Source organism: Flavihumibacter sp. (assembly GCF_036676075.1).
Classification (GTDB): domain Bacteria; phylum Bacteroidota; class Bacteroidia; order Chitinophagales; family Chitinophagaceae; genus Flavihumibacter.
Window position 1 is genome coordinate 39,053 of record NZ_JAKFDQ010000009.1, and the last position, 17,095, is coordinate 56,147.

General features: G+C 43.4%; 14 protein-coding genes. 9 read left to right on the forward strand and 5 right to left on the reverse strand.

Annotated elements, in window-relative coordinates:
* Positions 1–7: 7 nt before the first annotated feature.
* Positions 8–415: a DoxX family protein gene (locus V6M43_RS08970; protein WP_332734456.1), complete on the reverse strand. Its 408-nt coding sequence runs from the start codon at positions 413–415 to the stop codon at positions 8–10.
* A 154-nt stretch (positions 416–569) separates the two neighbouring features.
* Between V6M43_RS08970 and V6M43_RS08975 the strand changes: the two genes are divergently transcribed.
* The 4 genes from V6M43_RS08975 (at position 570) to V6M43_RS08990 (ending at position 6,883) form a co-directional block, all read left to right on the forward strand.
* Positions 570–3,605, forward strand: coding sequence for a tetratricopeptide repeat protein (locus V6M43_RS08975; RefSeq protein WP_332734458.1), 3,036 nt, complete (start codon positions 570–572; stop codon positions 3,603–3,605).
* A gap of 22 nt (positions 3,606–3,627) precedes the next feature.
* On the forward strand, positions 3,628–5,280 hold the full coding sequence (locus V6M43_RS08980; protein ID WP_332734460.1) for a hypothetical protein: 1,653 nt from the start codon (positions 3,628–3,630) through the stop codon (positions 5,278–5,280).
* Between the two features lie 62 nt (positions 5,281–5,342).
* On the forward strand, positions 5,343–5,975 hold the full coding sequence (locus V6M43_RS08985) for a hypothetical protein (RefSeq protein ID WP_332734462.1): 633 nt from the start codon (positions 5,343–5,345) through the stop codon (positions 5,973–5,975).
* A gap of 14 nt (positions 5,976–5,989) precedes the next feature.
* Positions 5,990–6,883 (forward strand): class I SAM-dependent methyltransferase, encoded by an 894-nt coding sequence (locus tag V6M43_RS08990; protein WP_332734464.1) that lies wholly within the window; start codon positions 5,990–5,992, stop codon positions 6,881–6,883.
* A gap of 1 nt (position 6,884) precedes the next feature.
* Here V6M43_RS08990 and V6M43_RS08995 read toward each other — a convergent pair whose 3' ends face one another.
* Positions 6,885–7,733, reverse strand: coding sequence for a glutaminyl-peptide cyclotransferase (locus tag V6M43_RS08995; protein WP_332734466.1), 849 nt, complete (start codon positions 7,731–7,733; stop codon positions 6,885–6,887).
* Positions 7,734–7,941: 208 nt separating this feature from the next.
* On the opposite strand from V6M43_RS08995, the gene V6M43_RS09000 reads away from it, so the two are divergent.
* Complete coding sequence (locus V6M43_RS09000) at positions 7,942–9,174, forward strand: M43 family zinc metalloprotease (RefSeq protein ID WP_332734468.1); 1,233 nt, start codon at positions 7,942–7,944, stop codon at positions 9,172–9,174.
* Between the two features lie 4 nt (positions 9,175–9,178).
* On the opposite strand, the gene V6M43_RS09005 is transcribed toward V6M43_RS09000, so the two are convergent.
* From V6M43_RS09005 to V6M43_RS09015, 3 genes are all read right to left on the reverse strand, one after another.
* On the reverse strand, positions 9,179–9,919 hold the full coding sequence (locus tag V6M43_RS09005) for a DUF3575 domain-containing protein (RefSeq protein ID WP_332734470.1): 741 nt from the start codon (positions 9,917–9,919) through the stop codon (positions 9,179–9,181).
* 72 nt (positions 9,920–9,991) lie between these two features.
* Positions 9,992–11,395, reverse strand: coding sequence for a dihydrolipoyl dehydrogenase (lpdA, locus tag V6M43_RS09010; RefSeq protein WP_332734472.1), 1,404 nt, complete (start codon positions 11,393–11,395; stop codon positions 9,992–9,994).
* A 71-nt stretch (positions 11,396–11,466) separates the two neighbouring features.
* The gene (locus V6M43_RS09015) at positions 11,467–13,131 is read right to left on the reverse strand and encodes a DEAD/DEAH box helicase (protein ID WP_332734474.1); all 1,665 of its coding nucleotides are present in this window, start codon (positions 13,129–13,131) and stop codon (positions 11,467–11,469) included.
* A gap of 52 nt (positions 13,132–13,183) precedes the next feature.
* Here V6M43_RS09015 and bshB1 point away from each other — a divergent pair, with 52 nt between their 5' ends.
* From bshB1 to V6M43_RS09035, 4 genes are all read left to right on the forward strand, one after another.
* Positions 13,184–13,921: a bacillithiol biosynthesis deacetylase BshB1 gene (gene bshB1, locus V6M43_RS09020; protein WP_332734476.1), complete on the forward strand. Its 738-nt coding sequence runs from the start codon at positions 13,184–13,186 to the stop codon at positions 13,919–13,921.
* 106 nt (positions 13,922–14,027) lie between these two features.
* Entirely contained in the window at positions 14,028–15,095 is a 1,068-nt protein-coding gene (locus tag V6M43_RS09025; RefSeq protein ID WP_332734478.1) for a fatty acid desaturase family protein, read from the forward strand.
* Between the two features lie 57 nt (positions 15,096–15,152).
* On the forward strand, positions 15,153–16,028 hold the full coding sequence (locus V6M43_RS09030) for a carbon-nitrogen hydrolase (protein WP_332734480.1): 876 nt from the start codon (positions 15,153–15,155) through the stop codon (positions 16,026–16,028).
* A complete protein-coding gene (locus V6M43_RS09035; RefSeq protein WP_332734482.1) occupies positions 16,018–17,088 on the forward strand; it encodes an agmatine deiminase family protein in 1,071 nt (356 codons plus the stop codon). The genes V6M43_RS09030 and V6M43_RS09035 overlap by 11 nt, the downstream gene beginning before the upstream one ends.
* Positions 17,089–17,095: the final 7 nt, after the last annotated feature.

The following is a 17,095-nucleotide window of genomic DNA, read 5'->3' on the forward strand; positions in this document are numbered from 1 at the left end:
TCTATGATTATTTTCCCATCATACTGTCGATGCTTGCCTTGCCCGGACCACAAAGTAAAATGGATAGAAATCCGGTAAAGAATAGTGCCGACTTTTCTCCTTCATTGAAGTCATGATTATGTGCCATGAAAAATGCAACTCCCATTGCTATAACAAGTGGGATGGCTGCAAGCCTGGTGAAAAGTCCGGCGATCAGTAAGATGGAGCAAAAAACTTCAGCAAATATCACCAATAAGAGCGACGGTTGTGAACCTATATTGAATGGATCACTGAATTTGTATTGAAGGTTAGGATATTTGACAAGTTTCTGAAATCCGTGATTTACCAGCATCAGGCCTCCAAACGTAAGCCTCAGCAGAAACATCATGGTATGAAATGCCCAGTCCTGGTAATTAGTTGAAAGTAATTTCTTCATTAGATCCTTTTTCGCCAAAATTAATGGTTGGAGACAAAGAATTGTTAATCATTTCAATTATCCACAGTTGTTTGGAATGTTATTTGGTCACTATCAAAATAATTAAAATCTTTACTAGGTTTCCATTGACCTTTGAAAATTAAATCTAATACAAGTGAGAAGAGTCGTCACAACGATAGTCTGCTGTTCGCTACTTCAGATTGCCCAGGCACAGCAAACAAGTATTTTCACTGATCCCCAGGTGGGGCTCAAACAGGCAAAAGAATTTTATCAACGCGAGCAGTACAGTTTAGCATACCCGATTTTCAAAGAACTCAGTCAGCAGTTAAGACCTTCTGACAGAAGCGGCCAGGCTTTGAATTACCAGGATATTCGGTATTATACCATCGCATGCGGATTAATGCAGAATGAAAAGGGTGCGGTAGATCAGGCGGTTGAGTTTATTGATCTCGATGATAACCAGAGCCGGGTCGAAATGATGAGCTTCCATTTGGGAGAATATCATTTCAGGCAGAAGGATTATTACCAGGCTGTATCTTATTATGAAAAAACAACTGTTGAGCACCTTAGCAATAAAGAAGTTGCTGACCTGAAGTTTCACCAGGGTTATAGTTATTTCAACCTCCAGCGATTTGCAGAAGCAAAACCATTGCTGGATGCGGTACGCCAGATCCCTGATAATCCCAATTATGCGGCTGCCAATTATTACTATGGATTCATTGCTTTTCAGGATAAGCAGTATAGTGAGGCCCTGAAGTCATTCATGGTGGTGGAGAAAGACGAGGAGTACGGCCAGGTGGTTCCTTATTATATTGCAACCATCTACTATATCAATGGTGATCAGGAAAAGGCACTTACCTACGCAGAAGACAAACTGAAAACCAGGAGTGGATTATATGACACGGAATTAAGAAAATTGGTGGGTCATGGATGGTTCGAAAAAGGAGATTACCAGAAAGCATTGCCATACCTCGAAGCTTATGCGGCCAAGGCGCCCTCTCTAAGCAGGCAGGACCTCTATGAACTTTCCTATAGCTACTATCATACCGGTAAGTATGAAAAATCAATCGACGGATTCAAGCAGCTAAGTGGTAAAGAAGATTCTCTTGCACAAAATGCAATGTACCTTCTTGGTGATGCCTACTTGAAAACCGGTCAGAAGGCAAATGCACGGAATGCCTTTTTATTCTGTGCGCTGAACAGCAGTAATCCAACACAACAGGAAATTTCAAAATTCAATTATGGAAAGCTTTCCTATGAATTAGGATATCATGATATCGCACTTACTGAACTGCAGGATTTTATTCAACGCTACCCCGCTTCTGTTTATCAAAAGGAAGCAAGGGAAGTATTGATCGGTGTAATGACAAAAACAAGTAATTACAAAGACGCCATTGTAATGCTTGAAACCATTAAGAATCCTTCTGAACAGGTAAAGGCCTACTATCCACCAATACTCTATGGCAGGGCCACAGAGCTTATTAATGATGGTATGCTCAGCGAAGCGGAGGAGTTATTGGATAAAGCATTAAGTGCTCCTCAAAACCAGCAGGTCTTACCCCTGGTACAATTCTGGAAAGGAGAACTGGCCTTCAGGAGTGGAAGGTATGATGAGGCCATACGTTACTATCGCGAGTATCTTTCTTCCGGTACCGTTAATGGAGAAGTGAACCCGGCTAATGCAAATTATAACCTGGGATATGCTTACCTGAAAAAAGAAATGTATGCTCCGGCATTTACAGAATTTGAAAAGGTTGTAAAACTTCCTTCCGCCCGTTCAACGGCGGTTGAGCAGGATGCTTTCCTGCGTTCTGCCGATGCACAGTATATGCAGCGTAGTTATGGAAAAGCTGATGTTATGTATGACCAGGTGATAAGGATGGGCTGGGCCGCCAGCGATTATGCCAGTTTCCAGCGTGCAATGATTGCAGGTATCAAGAACAGTGCTGAAAAAATCAGGTTGCTCCAGCAAATGCAACGCAACTATGCTTCCTCATCTCTCGTGCCCGATGCAAATCTTGAGATCGCCAATACACTACTTTCCAATGAACAATTCCGGGAGGCTATTCCATACCTTAATGCAGTGCTTAAAGATTCAAGAAGTGAAGCGCTCAAGCCAGGTGCCTACCTGAAGGCAGGTATTGCGCATTATAATCTCGGTAATAATACTGAAGCACTTTCGCAGTACAATACCCTTCTGCAACAGTACCCAAATTCTTCTGAGGCAGAAGAAGCGCTCGACAATGCCCGCTCTATTTATGTGGAAGAGGGCAGGAGCGGAGAGTATGTAGATTTTGCCAAGAAGATGGGACGCGATATATCTGGTGCACAAGCCGATTCATTGGCTTATGCAGAAGCGGAAGTGCAGCTTAGCAATGGCAACTTCACGAATGCTTTACAGCGCTTTGAATCTTATCTCTCACGTTATCCGCAGGGTCGTTATTTCATAGAAGCCAATTATTATAAGGCGGAAATTCATCTTGGTAAAAAAGAATGGCCAAAAGCTGCCGAAGCTTACCAGGCAGTTGCCGACAGGGCGCCCAATCGCTTTGGTGAGAAATCGCTTCTGCAGGCAGCTAGGCTTAACTTTTTCGAATTGAAGAACTATGAAAAGGCAGCCACTTATTATACCAAACTCAAAGAGTTCGCCAGCTCCGAGGAGAACAAGCTGGAAGCCGCGCGTGGCTTGTTAAGAAGTCAATACCAATTGGAACAGTGGGTGGAGGCAACTGCCAATGCCAAGGAACTGCTTCTGATGAAAGGTGCCAATGCCGATGATAAACTTCTTTCCAATATGGTGCTGGGAAGATCAGCTCAAAAAGAAGGGCAATATGATCTTGCGATATCTTATTATAAGGCAGCTGCTGCAGGCAGTAAAGGTGCATTGAGTGCAGAGGCAAGATATGAGATCGCCAACAGCCAGTTTAGTCAGTCAAAATGGAAAGAAGCAGAGAAGAGTGCTTTTGAAGTAATCAATAAAAGCGGATCCTATGAATTATGGGTTACCAAAGCATACATCCTGCTGGGAGATATTTATATGAAGCAGCAGGATTATTTCAATGCCAAGGCCACCTTCCAGAGTGTTGTTGAGAATGCAGCCATTCCTGAACTGAAAGAAGAGGCGCAAAGAAAACTTAATGAAGCATCAGAGGCAGAACGCACCCAGTCAAAAGTTTCCGGTAATGATTGATCAAACAATTGAAATGGTAGCTATGAAAAGCAAAAGATATTTCAGGTATTCATTTGGATTAATATTTTTTATAGGTGCCTGTGGTATCACCCAGGCACAGGACACAAGTAAAAGGAAAACAATAGATATCACCTCCACGTATAAGCCAGTACTCAGAGATGCGGTAAAGCTGAATTTCCCGGCTGCATTGCCAAAGCTTGATACAAGCAGGCCCTTATTGAATTATGATATTCCAAGGCAACAGGTAAGGGTACCTTATCAACCCGGAACCCTCAAACCAATTGCACTTGAAACAGATTCTATGCTCGCATGGAAAGATAACCAGTACCTCAAGATAGGTGCCGGCAATTATCACCTTCCTTATTTACAGGGTGCTGCAAGCTTTGGTGACGGTAGCCGTGCATTCATGAGCGCCTATGCTGAATATTACAGTTCAAAAGGTAAACTGCCCTTCCAGAAAAACAACCTGGGTGATTTCCAGTTAAGAGGTTCGTATAAAGTGAGTGACGATCATGAACTTTCAGGAAAGCTTGGTTTTAAAGGCGAAGACTATTTTCTATATGGTTACCAGCCAACCACCCTTGAGTTTTCAAAATCAGATCTCAAACAAAGATTTCAAACCGTTGACGGTTATATAGGATTTCGCAATACCAACCCAACGGAATATGGGATCAGCTATTCTCCCACACTAACCTTCGATGCCTTCGCCGGTAAGAATGATGGCAATAAATCAACCGAGAATAATTTTGTATTCAACCTGCCGCTGCAAAAGACTTTCGGCAAAATGTTTGGCTTTAACCTTGGGTTCATGGCCGACCTCACACGCTATAAACCCGAATCAGGTGATGATATCAAGAACAACCTGATTACGGTTTCACCCGCATTGCTTTTGAAGACGCCTAATGTATATATCCATACAGGTATACTTCCTTCATGGGATAACAAGGAATTTACCATGTTACCCAATATTATGGCTGAGCTAACAACAAATGATCAGCGCTTTACACTCCAGGGAGGATGGATCGGCTATTTCAATAAAGGATCATACCAGCGTTTTGCCGGTATCAATCCATGGATCGCCCCACCGGATGAATTACTGAACCACCGGATACGTGAAGCATATGTAGGTTTCAAAGGGAACCTTGCCAGTGGTTTTACTTTCAATGCAAAGGCTGCTTATTCAGAACAGAAAAATGTAAATCTTTTTGTGAACGACCAGGTTGATGGAAAAACATTTTTAACCGTGTATTCCCCTTCAATGGAAGTATTACAGCTTCATGGCGAGTTGGGGTATCTGAGGGGAGAGGAATTCAGTTTCACCACGGGACTGACCTATAACAACTTCACTAAAATTGGAGGACAAACAAGGGCATGGGGATTGATACCCCTCGAGGTGAAAGCCGCCCTGCGGTGGAAAGTGCTGAAAGATCTCAGCTTTAAGGCCGACCTTTTTGCCTGGGATGGCCCTGCATACAGAACTAAGGAAGGCAATGCCCGCAAGGGGGATAAGGCCTTTGACCTTAATGCGGGACTCGATTTCAGGGTTTCAAAGAAGCTCAATCTCTGGCTCCAGACAAACAATATCTTCAACAATAATTACCAGCGCTGGAACCAGTATGAGGTCTTCGGCTTTAACCTGCTGGGAGGCGTCATATTCCGCTTTGGCCAGAATTAGTAACCTTAATTTTGCCAGTCAGCCTAAATATGGTTCTTTTGCGATGGTCAACCGATTGATAGATGGAGATATTAAATAGTTATTTATTCCAGCACAAAAGTGTGAGCATACCCGGACTGGGTACTCTCCATATGGAGCGTATACCCGCGCGTACTGATTTTGTGAACAGGCAACTGCTCCCTCCCGGATTTACCTTTCGCTTTGATAAATATTTTGATGCACCTGATAAGGATTTCTTTGGATACCTGGCTTCACGTAAACGTGTTGCAGATCATGAAGCAATGAAATGGTATAATGAGTTCGCATATGAACTTCGCACCAGGATAAGAAATCGCGAAAAGGCAGAGTGGCCTGGATTGGGATTTTTTCATACAGATGATGATGGTGAGATCTTTTTCGAAGCTGATCAGGCATTGGTGAGGCCATTGAAACCAGTTTCTGCTGTAAGGATCTTAAGGGAGAATACTGAGCACCAGATATTAGTAGGTGATGTGGAAAGAACCAATACTGAAATGCCTGAGCTCTTAACCGGTGTTCATGTAGAAAGAGAATCATGGTGGACATATGCCATCATCATAGCCGCAGTAGCACTTAGTATTTGTTTCTTCCAGTTTTTCAAAAATGGTTTTAACGCAGCTGCTGCCGGTAACCAAACTGTTGTGCCCGCGAAAAAGATGCCTGAACTGAGTCGTTAATTCTTCCCCGTATTATGCCTGTAATTCATTACCAAAATTGCCCGGTTTGCGGGGATGCAGCCATCCAGCCGGTGATGGAAGCAAAAGACCATACAGTGTCAGGAGAAATCTTTTCGATCTGGCAATGTAACAACTGCAAACTTCGCTTTACACAGGATGTTCCCGATGCAGGATCAATTGGTCCTTATTATCAATCGGAGAATTACATTTCACATTCTGATACAAAAAAAGGACTGGTGAATTCGGCCTATCACCTTGTTCGTCAATATACACTTAAGCAGAAGCGTAAGCTTGTACAGAATACCAGTGGAAAAAATACAGGCAGCATACTTGACCTTGGCGCAGGCACCGGGGCTTTTCTCAACGAGATGAAAGAGCATGGTTGGACAGTAACAGGGCTGGAACCTGATGCAGGTGCACGAAAGCATGCCCATGATCGCTATGGATTGAGTTTTGCTGATGCAGAGAATCTTTTTAAACTAAATGAAAAGAGCTTTGATATCATCAGCATGTGGCATGTGCTGGAACATGTGCATGACCTGCATGCTTATATCAATCAGATCCGCACGCTGCTGGTAGAAGGAGGATTATTTATCCTTGCATTGCCTAACTATACATCCGATGATGCGGCATATTACAGATCACACTGGGCTGCTTATGATGTTCCCCGGCATCTTTATCATTTTTCACCCCTTTCTGTAAGAACCTTGCTGGCACAGCATGGGCTGGAAATAAGATCGATGCATCCAATGTGGTTCGACAGTTTTTACATCAGCATGCTGAGCGAGCAATATAAAAAAGGGAAACAGGGATATATAAGCGCTTTTGTAGAAGGGATCAGATCCAATAAAAAAGCGCTTTCAAATACTGAAAGCGCAAGCTCCATTATATATTGTGCCTTCAAATAATTTACTGCAGCGTGATCTCAAATAACTTTGGCCATAGTTTACCTGTGATATAAATTTTGTTTGTGGCAGCATCATATGCAATGCCGTTCAGTACACCTTCCCCATTATTGTATTTATCTTCTTTTGCATTCTCCTTTGCATACTTTTCAAGAAGTCCTCCCATATCTGCCCTTCCCACCACCTGTCCGTTTGATGGATCAATTTTCAGGATATAATTCGATTGATATTTATTGGCATAAATGAATCCATTGATAAACTCAAGCTCATTTAAATTATTTACCGGGCCGTTATTATCATTTACACCCAGAATTTTTACAGTTGAAAAATCTGTTGGATTAAGATAATAAAGATTACTGCTGCCATCAGAAACAATAAGATTTGTACTGTCTGTTGTAATACCCCATCCCTCAGTTTTCAATGGGAACTCCTGGATTTTTTTCATGGTGGCGAGGTCATAAATAAAGCCCTTTTTGCTTGTCCAGGTAAGCTGGTATAGCTTATCTCCCAACACCGTTATACCTTCCCCAAAATACTGGTTCTCCAGGGGAACTTTGCTGGTAACCTTGCCCGATGGCAGGTCAACCTTACCCACCCACGATTTATAGTGTGAATACTCCGGACTTCCACCGGTTCCTTCATAAAGCTGGCCATTATGAACCATCAGACCCTGTGTGTAAGAGGTAGTATCATGGGGGTAAACATTCAGTACATTATATTGAATAGCAGCCGGGGCGGCTACATTACCAAAATTATTGTCACCCTGTGCTGTGTTTCCCTGGTCAACCGTGTTGCAGGCGAGGATCATAAAGGCGGAAAGGGCGATAAAAACTGTTTTCAGACTGGACTTCATGCTGATTTAATTAGGGTAAAAATACAATGCCTGGCTCTTGATATGACCAAACAAAATCAAAAATATTGTCAGAAGGCTTTGATTTATAAAGAAAAATATGTTGCTTTACCCTCTATTCTTTGCAATATCCTACCGAAAGCGCTGAAATCTACCCAATGAATTGCTGTTGATCCAGCTATGAATGGCCGTCCACCAAATGAAAATTTTAATGAGACGGATCATTGCAGTACTCTTTTCGCTTTTCGTACCCATTTTGATGAAGGCACAAAAAACCTGTCATCAATCTGGCTCAATTTCGTACACTCTCCATTCTGACGGAACCAATGCTGTTCCGGCAATCAGCAATACAATATATTCAGGCAATTCGCAGTCAATTAATGCAAACCGGGAGATCATCATTCCTGTAGTGGTGCATATTCTTACCAACAGCATCACCAGCATTTCCGATGAGCAGGTGTATTCACAGATTGAAGCATTGAACCGCGATTTTGGTGGCCGCAATGCCGACCTGGCTAATGTTCCCGAGCGCTTCAAAGGAGTAGTTGGGAAAAGCCTGATCCGTTTCGAACTCGCCAAAATTGACCCTGCAGGAAATCCAACATCAGGAATCGTTCGAAAGAAAACAAATATCTCCATGTTCAGTCTTGATGACCGTATCAAGTATAGCTCAAAGGGTGGTGATGATGCCTGGACAAAAGATCATTATCTCAATATTTGGGTAGGCAGTCTTTTAAATAGTGTATTGGGATATGCTAGTGTTCCGGGTGCACCGGCTTCTACTGATGGAGTTGTATTGAATGAAATGGTTTTTGGTACCATCAACAAACCGGGTAGTTATAATATGGGTCGCGTAGCCGTGCATGAGATCGGCCATTGGCTTGGACTTAAGCATATCTGGGGTGACGGATATTGCGGTGATGATGGTATTGATGATACACCTTCCCAGAAAAGTTATAACAGGGGTTGCCCTTCAGGAGTTGTTCAAACTTGTGGTAATGATGCAAAGGGAGATATGTACATGAACTTTATGGACCTGACAGATGATGCTTGTATGTTCATGTTCACGGAGGGACAAAAAAGAAAAATGCGCAGTCAGTTTGAAACAGGAGCACCACGCCAGGCACTATTATCTTCAGGTGCGCTCGGTGCGCCAGGAACTGTACTGGATGCTAACTGGAACGGTGCTTCAAAAGTTTCTGAGATTGCCGTGTCTGCTTTTAAAGTATATCCTGTTCCCGCTACAAGTGAGATCACTATTGATGTTTTATCAGGATCAAAAATTACCCAGCTCACTGTTTACAACATGATCGGACAGGCAATGCTGACTGTGCCGGTTAATAAGGCACGGGCTGTTGTTGATATTTCGGGATTACGCGCCGGACAATATATGATCAGGGCCGATCAGCCAGGAGCATCAATTGAAAGATTTGTTAAGTTATGATCTTTTAGAAGCGGTAGCCAATAGATATTCCCGACCTGATACCCGGTAACAATCCTTTATATTTTCCTGTTACTGTTTTGGTAGAACCATTCACATCAACTTCTATCTTCTTACCGATCAGGGGAATATCCTGCAGTACATCTTCAATATCAGCTTCTATCTCCGTTGCATCCTGTTCAGACCAATCACTTGATGTTATATCGCGGAAACTACTGTTTATTTTTCCACTGTTCAATTCCGGTCCAAGCAGGAACCAGTCGAGCACAAGTTTCTTTCCGATAATAAATTGAACGCCCAGTTGTGCACCCAGCCCTATTCCATTATAGTCCGAATTATAATCGAGTAAAACAGATTTTGGTCCAAGTGTTCCTTCCAGAACACCTTCTCCCTTGTGATTGAGATATTTTATAAATGGTTCAATATAGAATCCTTTCATGTTCTGCTTTTTGAGGTAGTACCTGTAACCTCCCATGATGGAAAATGTTTTTGAACCAACCTTGCTCACATCTTCATCAAAGGAAACATTACCTGTTTTATTGAATGGTACACCCACATAAAAGGTGAGTGATTTTCTTTCACTATATACATATTCACCACCCAGCGATACTTTACCAAACATGATTGCTGCTGGCGCTATTTTGATGGCATAGGTGCGCAGGGGAGGGCAGGGTACCCGCGTAACCTCCTGTGAGTAGGAAGAAACAGTTATCATGATCATCAGGGAGAGGAAAAGAATTTTTTTCATATGCTGACTATTATGCCCAATAAAAAAGGTTCCATAAAAATATGGAACCTTTTTTCAATGCATATAAATTGTTTACAGGTGGATAGCTTCACCATAAGCAACCTCAATGGCATCTTTGATGCTTTCACTGATGGTTGGGTGAGGATGGATACTATTCAACACCTCATGATATGTAGTCTCCAGTTTACGCGCCACAACAGTTTCAGCAATGAGTTCGGTTACATTATAACCGATCATGTGTGTGCCCAGCCATTCGCCGTACTTGGCATCGAAGATCACTTTTACAAAACCTTCTGTTGCTCCGGCAGCAGATGCTTTTCCTGATGCACTCAATGGAAACTTACCAACCTTGATCTCATAGCCGGCTTCTTTTGCAGCCTTCTCCGTGAAACCAACGGAAGCGATCTCAGGTGTACAATATGTACAGCCCGGCACATTTCCATAATCCAGTGCTTCCGGTTGATGGTTGTATTTTTTCTCATTGTATCCAATGCTCTCAACACAGATGATGCCTTCCTTGGAAGCTACGTGCGCAAGCGCCTGACCAGGAACACAATCCCCAATGGCATAAATACCCTGAACACTTGTCTGGTAGAATTTATCAACTACTATACGACCCTTGTCTGTTTTAATACCAGTTTCTTCCAGTCCGATTCCTTCAATATTAGCAGACACACCAACTGCACTCAGAACAACATCTGCTTCAAGCGTGATCTCGCCAGTTGCTGTCTTCACCTTTGCTTTAACGCCATTGCCAGAGCTGTCGAGACTTTCAACAGATGCATTGGTCATGATCTCAATGCCCTGCTTCTTGTATTGCTTTTCCAGTTCTTTAGAGATGTCATCATCTTCAACAGGAACTACACGTGGCATGAACTCAACGATGGTAACCTTAGTACCCATGCTGTTATAGAAATAAGCGAACTCAACACCAATGGCACCACTTCCAACAACGATCATGCTTTTTGGCTGGGTTGGCAATGACATCGCTTCACGGTAACCAATAACTTTCTTTCCATCCTGCTTAAGGTTGGGAAGCTCACGGCTACGGCCACCCGTAGCGATGATGATGTACTTTCCTTCTACAGTTTCCTTATTGCCATCTGCTTTCGTTACTTCAACTTTTCCTTTCCCTTTCACCTTTCCAAAACCCATGATCACGTCGATCTTATTCTTCTTCATCAGGAACTGAACTCCCTTACTCATTTTATCGGCAACACCTCTGCTGCGCTTTATAACAGCTTCAAAATTGTGGGTTCCTGTGGCTTCTATACCATAGTCCTTTGCGTGCTTCACATATTCCATAACCTGGGCACTCTTCAGGAGTGCTTTGGTTGGGATACATCCCCAGTTAAGACAAACGCCACCCAGGCTTTCCTTTTCTATAATAGCTGTTTTAAAACCCAGCTGGGATGCACGGATAGCAGCCACATACCCACCCGGGCCGCTACCTATGACGATAACATCGTATGCCATATTGAATTATTTAGTTATTTATTGATTTGAGTATTTGCGAATCTACTTTACCGACCTCAATTGGCCAAACCTCAACGGCTGCTGGCATCATTCATACGGATCCTGCGACCCTTGTAAGTTTTGCCATCAAGTGCTTTTATCATCTTGTTGGCAGATGACTTATCGATCTCGATCCAGCTGTTCATTTCCTTCATATCGATCCTTCCAAGTGATTCTTTTTTGATCTCACTCAGGTCGAGGATGTATTGCAGGAAGCTTGCTTTATAGAAACCATCTTTCGTGCCAAGGTTAACAAAGAGCTTGGTATAATTTCCTGTTCCGGCAAACTCACGGCCACGTGTATCCCGTGTACGGGCCTGGTCGCGGCCAGCACCATCACGCATTGGAGAAACCCTTGTTCTCTTATCATCGCGGAGGTTCAGGTCTTCCGCATTATCATAATATTTCAGGAAGCGGTCAAACTCCATCGCGGCAACACGCTTAAGGATATCTTCCTTGCTGATGTCAGCGAATTTTTCTTCCAGCATGGGAACATAGGTCTCATAATTGCCATGACTGATATCGGTCTGCAACAATTTATCCATGAAATAGAAAAACTGCTTGCGACAAACATCCTTACCCGTTGGTATTTCCATTTTATGGAATGGTGCCTGGATAAGTCGCTCTATCTGTCGGAGGCGGAATGTTTCACGGCTATGTATGATCGACATACAAACGCCTGTCTTACCTGCTCTTCCTGTACGGCCACTTCTGTGGGTATAAACTTCCATATCATCTGGAAGCTCAAAGTTGATGACATGGGTTATACCCTGTACATCAATACCTCTTGCGGCAACATCAGTAGCAATCAGTAACTGGAGGGTCTTATCACGAAACTGTCCCATTACCTTATCACGCTGCGCCTGGGTAAGGTCACCATGCAATGCATCAATATCATAACCTTCCCTGGTAAGCTTCTCGGCAATATCCTGTGCATCCAGCTTGGTACGGGTGAAGATGATGCCATACATGCCCGGATTGAAATCGATAAGTCTTTTCAGTGCGTCATAACGGTGCTGGGCACTCACAACAAAATACTGATGGTCAATGTCCTTGTTACCGGTGTTCACTTTTCCAACCTGTACTTCTTTCGGATCCTTCATGTACTTTTTGCTCACCTTTTTAATTTCGGTAGGCATTGTTGCACTGAATAACCAGGTGCTCTCACGCAGGGGCGTGTTCTTCAGGATGAATTCAATATCATCCTGGAAACCCATGTTCAGCATCTCATCCGCTTCATCAAGAACAACATATTTGATCTGGTCCAGGTTGATCGCTTTGCGTTCTATTAGGTCGATCAGACGGCCTGGTGTAGCCACCACTATCTGAACGCCACGCTTGATTTCGCGGATCTGTCCGCCAATAGGTGTGCCTCCATAAACAGCTACCAGGTTAATGCCTGTCATATGCTTTTTAAAGGACTCCATCTCGTTCACGATCTGCATGCAGAGTTCGCGGGTGGGACAAACGATCAGGGCCTGTGGATATTTGTCGGTAGCCTTTATCAGTTGTAATAGGGGAAGTCCGAAGGCCGCCGTTTTACCGGTGCCGGTTTGGGCCAGACCGATAAAATCGGTTGTGCCGCTCAATAATACAGGAATTGCTTTCTCTTGTATGGTAGTAGGGTTAATGTATCCAAGTGCTGAAGTAGCTTTTACCAATCGCTCATCAAGACCTAACCCTTCGAATGTAATCATATATCAAAATTTGCGCAAAGGTAGGATAATAAACTCAGTACATTTGCACCCTATGAAACTAGATATTCTGGCAATAGGTGTACACCCCGATGATGTGGAGCTCGGATGCTCCGGAACCATCATCAATGAAATAAAAAATGGAAAGAAAGTGGGGATACTCGACCTCACCCAGGGTGAACTTGGAACCCGGGGAACAATCGAAACCCGATATGCAGAAGCAGCCGCGGCTGCAGGTATAATGGGTATCCATGTTCGGGAGAACCTCAAAATGAGGGATGGCTTTTTTACAAATGATGAAGCACACCAGATGCAACTGATCCGCGCCATCCGAACTTACCAACCAGATATAGTATTGGCAAATTCACTGGAAGACCGTCATCCTGATCATGGCAGGGCGGGAAAGCTGATAGCCGATTCCTGTTTTCTTGCCGGACTGGTAAAGATTGAAACCGTTGATCCGAATGGTAAGCCCCAGGAACGGTGGAGGCCCAAAAACATCTTCCATTATATCCAGGACCGCCTCCAGGAACCACATTTTTTAGTGGATATCAGCGATGTCTTTGAACAGCGGATGCAGGCTATTGAAGCCTATACCACACAGTTCTATAATCCTGACATGGAGAATGAAGGTCTCCAGACCTATATCTCAACTCCCGATTTCAGGGATAGCGTGGTGGCGAGGGCAAGGATGCTGGGGAAAAGAATAGGGGTGAAATATGCGGAAGGGTTCAGGACACAAAAGACATTGGGAATCAGCAAGTTAGATGCTATTATCCAGAATGAAACCTAGTGTCCGTTTACCATAATACTGTCATAAATTAATCAAAACAGGGTTTTCTGCCACCATTGCCCTTAATTTCGCATCTTAATATCCAACAAGAACTCATTTTAGTCTAATGGTTACTCCAAAATTCTCCAATTCCGCTCAGTCATTTCATGCGGAGTTAAAAAAGCGTATCAACAATTATTTCGAAGAAAGAGGTAAGTCCACTACCGGAAACATGACGCTCTATACCAAGGCCATCATATTACTGATTGCTTTCGTATTCGTATATGTTCACCTTGTGTTCTTCACCCCTGTGATATGGCTTGCCGTACTTGAGTGTGTGGCACTTGGTGGAATCGTTGCCGCTATCGGATTCAACGTTATGCATGATGGAGCCCATGGAAGCTTCAGTAAGTATAAGTGGATCAACAGGCTCGCAGCGCTCTCTCTCAATATCCTCGGAGGTAATCACTTTATGTGGAATGTGAAACACAATGTTATTCACCATGCCTATACCAATGTGGATGGAATTGATGACGATATCAATATCCAGCCCTGGATGAGAATGAGCACTACCCAAAAGAAATATTCATTTCATAAGTACCAGCACCTTTATTTCTGGTTGCTTTATTCCCTGCTCTACATCCTTTGGATATTTTTGCTTGACTATACCAAGTATTTCCGCAGCAAGATCGGCAGTATGCCCCTTAAGAAAATGAAAGTTGCCGACCATATTACTTTCTGGTCGTTCAAGGTTGTTAACCTCGCACTCTATGTAGGTATACCTATTTATATGGTTGGGTTCCAGACCTGGCTGGTTGGATTCCTTATTTTCTCAACACTTGCAGGTTTCATCATCAGTATAGTATTCCAGTTGGCACATACCGTTGAGCATACTGCGTTTCCAATGCCGGATGCTGAAACCGGAAGACTTGAAGATGAGTGGGCTGTTCACCAGTTGAAAACAACTGCCAACTTTGCTACTAACAACAAAGTGGTTAACTGGCTGGTGGGTGGACTCAATTTCCAGGTTGAACACCATCTTTTCCCTAAGATCTCTCACGTGCATTATCCTGCTATAAGTAAGATCATTCGCAATACCTGCATTGAATATGGTATTCCTTATATAGAATATCCAAAAACACGCTATGCCATCGCATCGCATGTATCTTTCCTGAAGCAAATGGGTAGGGCCTAGTAAGGAGAAGGCTTACTTCATTCACATGTCTTACATTTGGTGCTCAATTTGAGCCTTATGTCGAATGTTAAAGTAGGCCTGGTACAGATGAGTTGTACCGCCAATAAAGATGAGAATTTATCAAAAGCCATCAGCGGAATAAGGGATGCGGCCTCAAAGGGTGCGCAGATCATTTGCCTGCAGGAACTTTTCACCTCTCTCTACTTCTGTGATGTAGAGGATTATGAAAATTTCAAACTGGCAGAACCCATCCCTGGTCCCTCAACCGAATCTCTCAGTTCTGTTGCAAAGGAACTGGGCGTGGTAATAATCGCCTCCCTCTTTGAAAAAAGAACACAGGGGATCTATCACAATACAACAGCGGTATTGGATGCAGATGGTTCTTACCTGGGGAAATATCGAAAGATGCATATCCCCGATGATCCTTCTTATTACGAGAAATTTTATTTCACTCCAGGTGATCTTGGCTATAAAGTTTTCAAAACAAAATTTGCCACATTTGGCGTCCTGATCTGCTGGGATCAATGGTATCCTGAAGCAGCGCGTATCACTGCCCTGATGGGTGCTGAGATCCTTTTCTATCCAACGGCCATCGGTTGGGCCACCTCACAGGAAGAGGCCACCAATACAGAACAATATAATGCCTGGCAAACAATACAGAGAAGTCATGCTGTTGCCAATGGCATACATGTAGTGAGTGTAAACCGCGTAGGATTTGAACAGGAAGGCGCGATGAAATTCTGGGGAGGATCATTCATTGCCAATCCATTCGGTACCATTCTTTATAAAGCCTCGCATGAGCAGGAAGAAGTGCATGTAATGGAACTGGACCTCGGCAAAACAGACCAGTATCGCACACATTGGCCATTCCTGCGCGACCGTCGGATAGATTCTTACCAACCCATCACTAAAAGATTTATCGATGAAAACTGATCCGTATAAAGGTCTGCAGCAACCTGCCCCAGGCGATGCAGGATATTATTTCCCTGCTGAGTTCGATCCCCATGTTGCTACCTGGCTGAGCTGGCCACATAAGGAAGCATCCTGGCCTGGAAAGATCAATACCATCTTCCCCTATTATGCGCAATTCGTAAAGGAACTGACAAAAAGTGAGCGGGTATGCATCAACGTTAATAACGAAAAAATGCAGGCCTTCGCTGTTTCTCATCTGCAGCAGGCAGGTGTTGATTTAGATAAGGTCGAGTTTTTTATGCATCCTACCAATGATGCATGGTGCCGTGATCATGGTCCCGCTTTCCTCATTAATCCAACTGCCGATATAAAGAAAGTGATCGTTGACTGGAATTACAATGCATGGGGAGGGAAATATCCTCCTTATGATCTTGATGATATTATTCCAACCCTGATTGCAAGGCATTATGATATACCGGTTTATTATCCGGGTATTATCATGGAGGGAGGCTCGGTAGATTTCAATGGTAAGGGAACGCTGATAACATCAACAGCCTGTTTGCTTAATCCAAACCGGAACCCTGAATTAAAACAGGAAGAGATTGAAGAATACCTTGTGAAGTATTACGGTGTGGAACAGGTGCTATGGGTGGATGATGGTATTGTTGGAGATGACACCGACGGACATATTGATGATACGGTACGTTTTGTGAATGAAGACACCGTACTGGCAGTGGTGGAAGAAAATAAAGCTGATGAAAATTATGAGTTGTTACAAAAGAACCTTAAGCAACTCAATTCAATGCGACTTCTCAATGGCAAGCAGCTGAATATTGTTGAACTGCCTATGCCCGACCTCGTTATATACGATGACCAACGCCTTCCTGCCTCTTATGCAAACTTCTATATAGCCAATAACTCCGTGATCGTACCAACCTTCCGTTCGCCAAAAGATGAGAAGGCCATCAGCATCATAGCCGGTTGCTTTCCCGATAGGGAAGTAGTTGGTATTGATTCAACAGAGATCATCTGGGGACTTGGTTCTTTCCACTGTTTAAGTCAGCAGGAACCATTGATCTGAAAGAAAA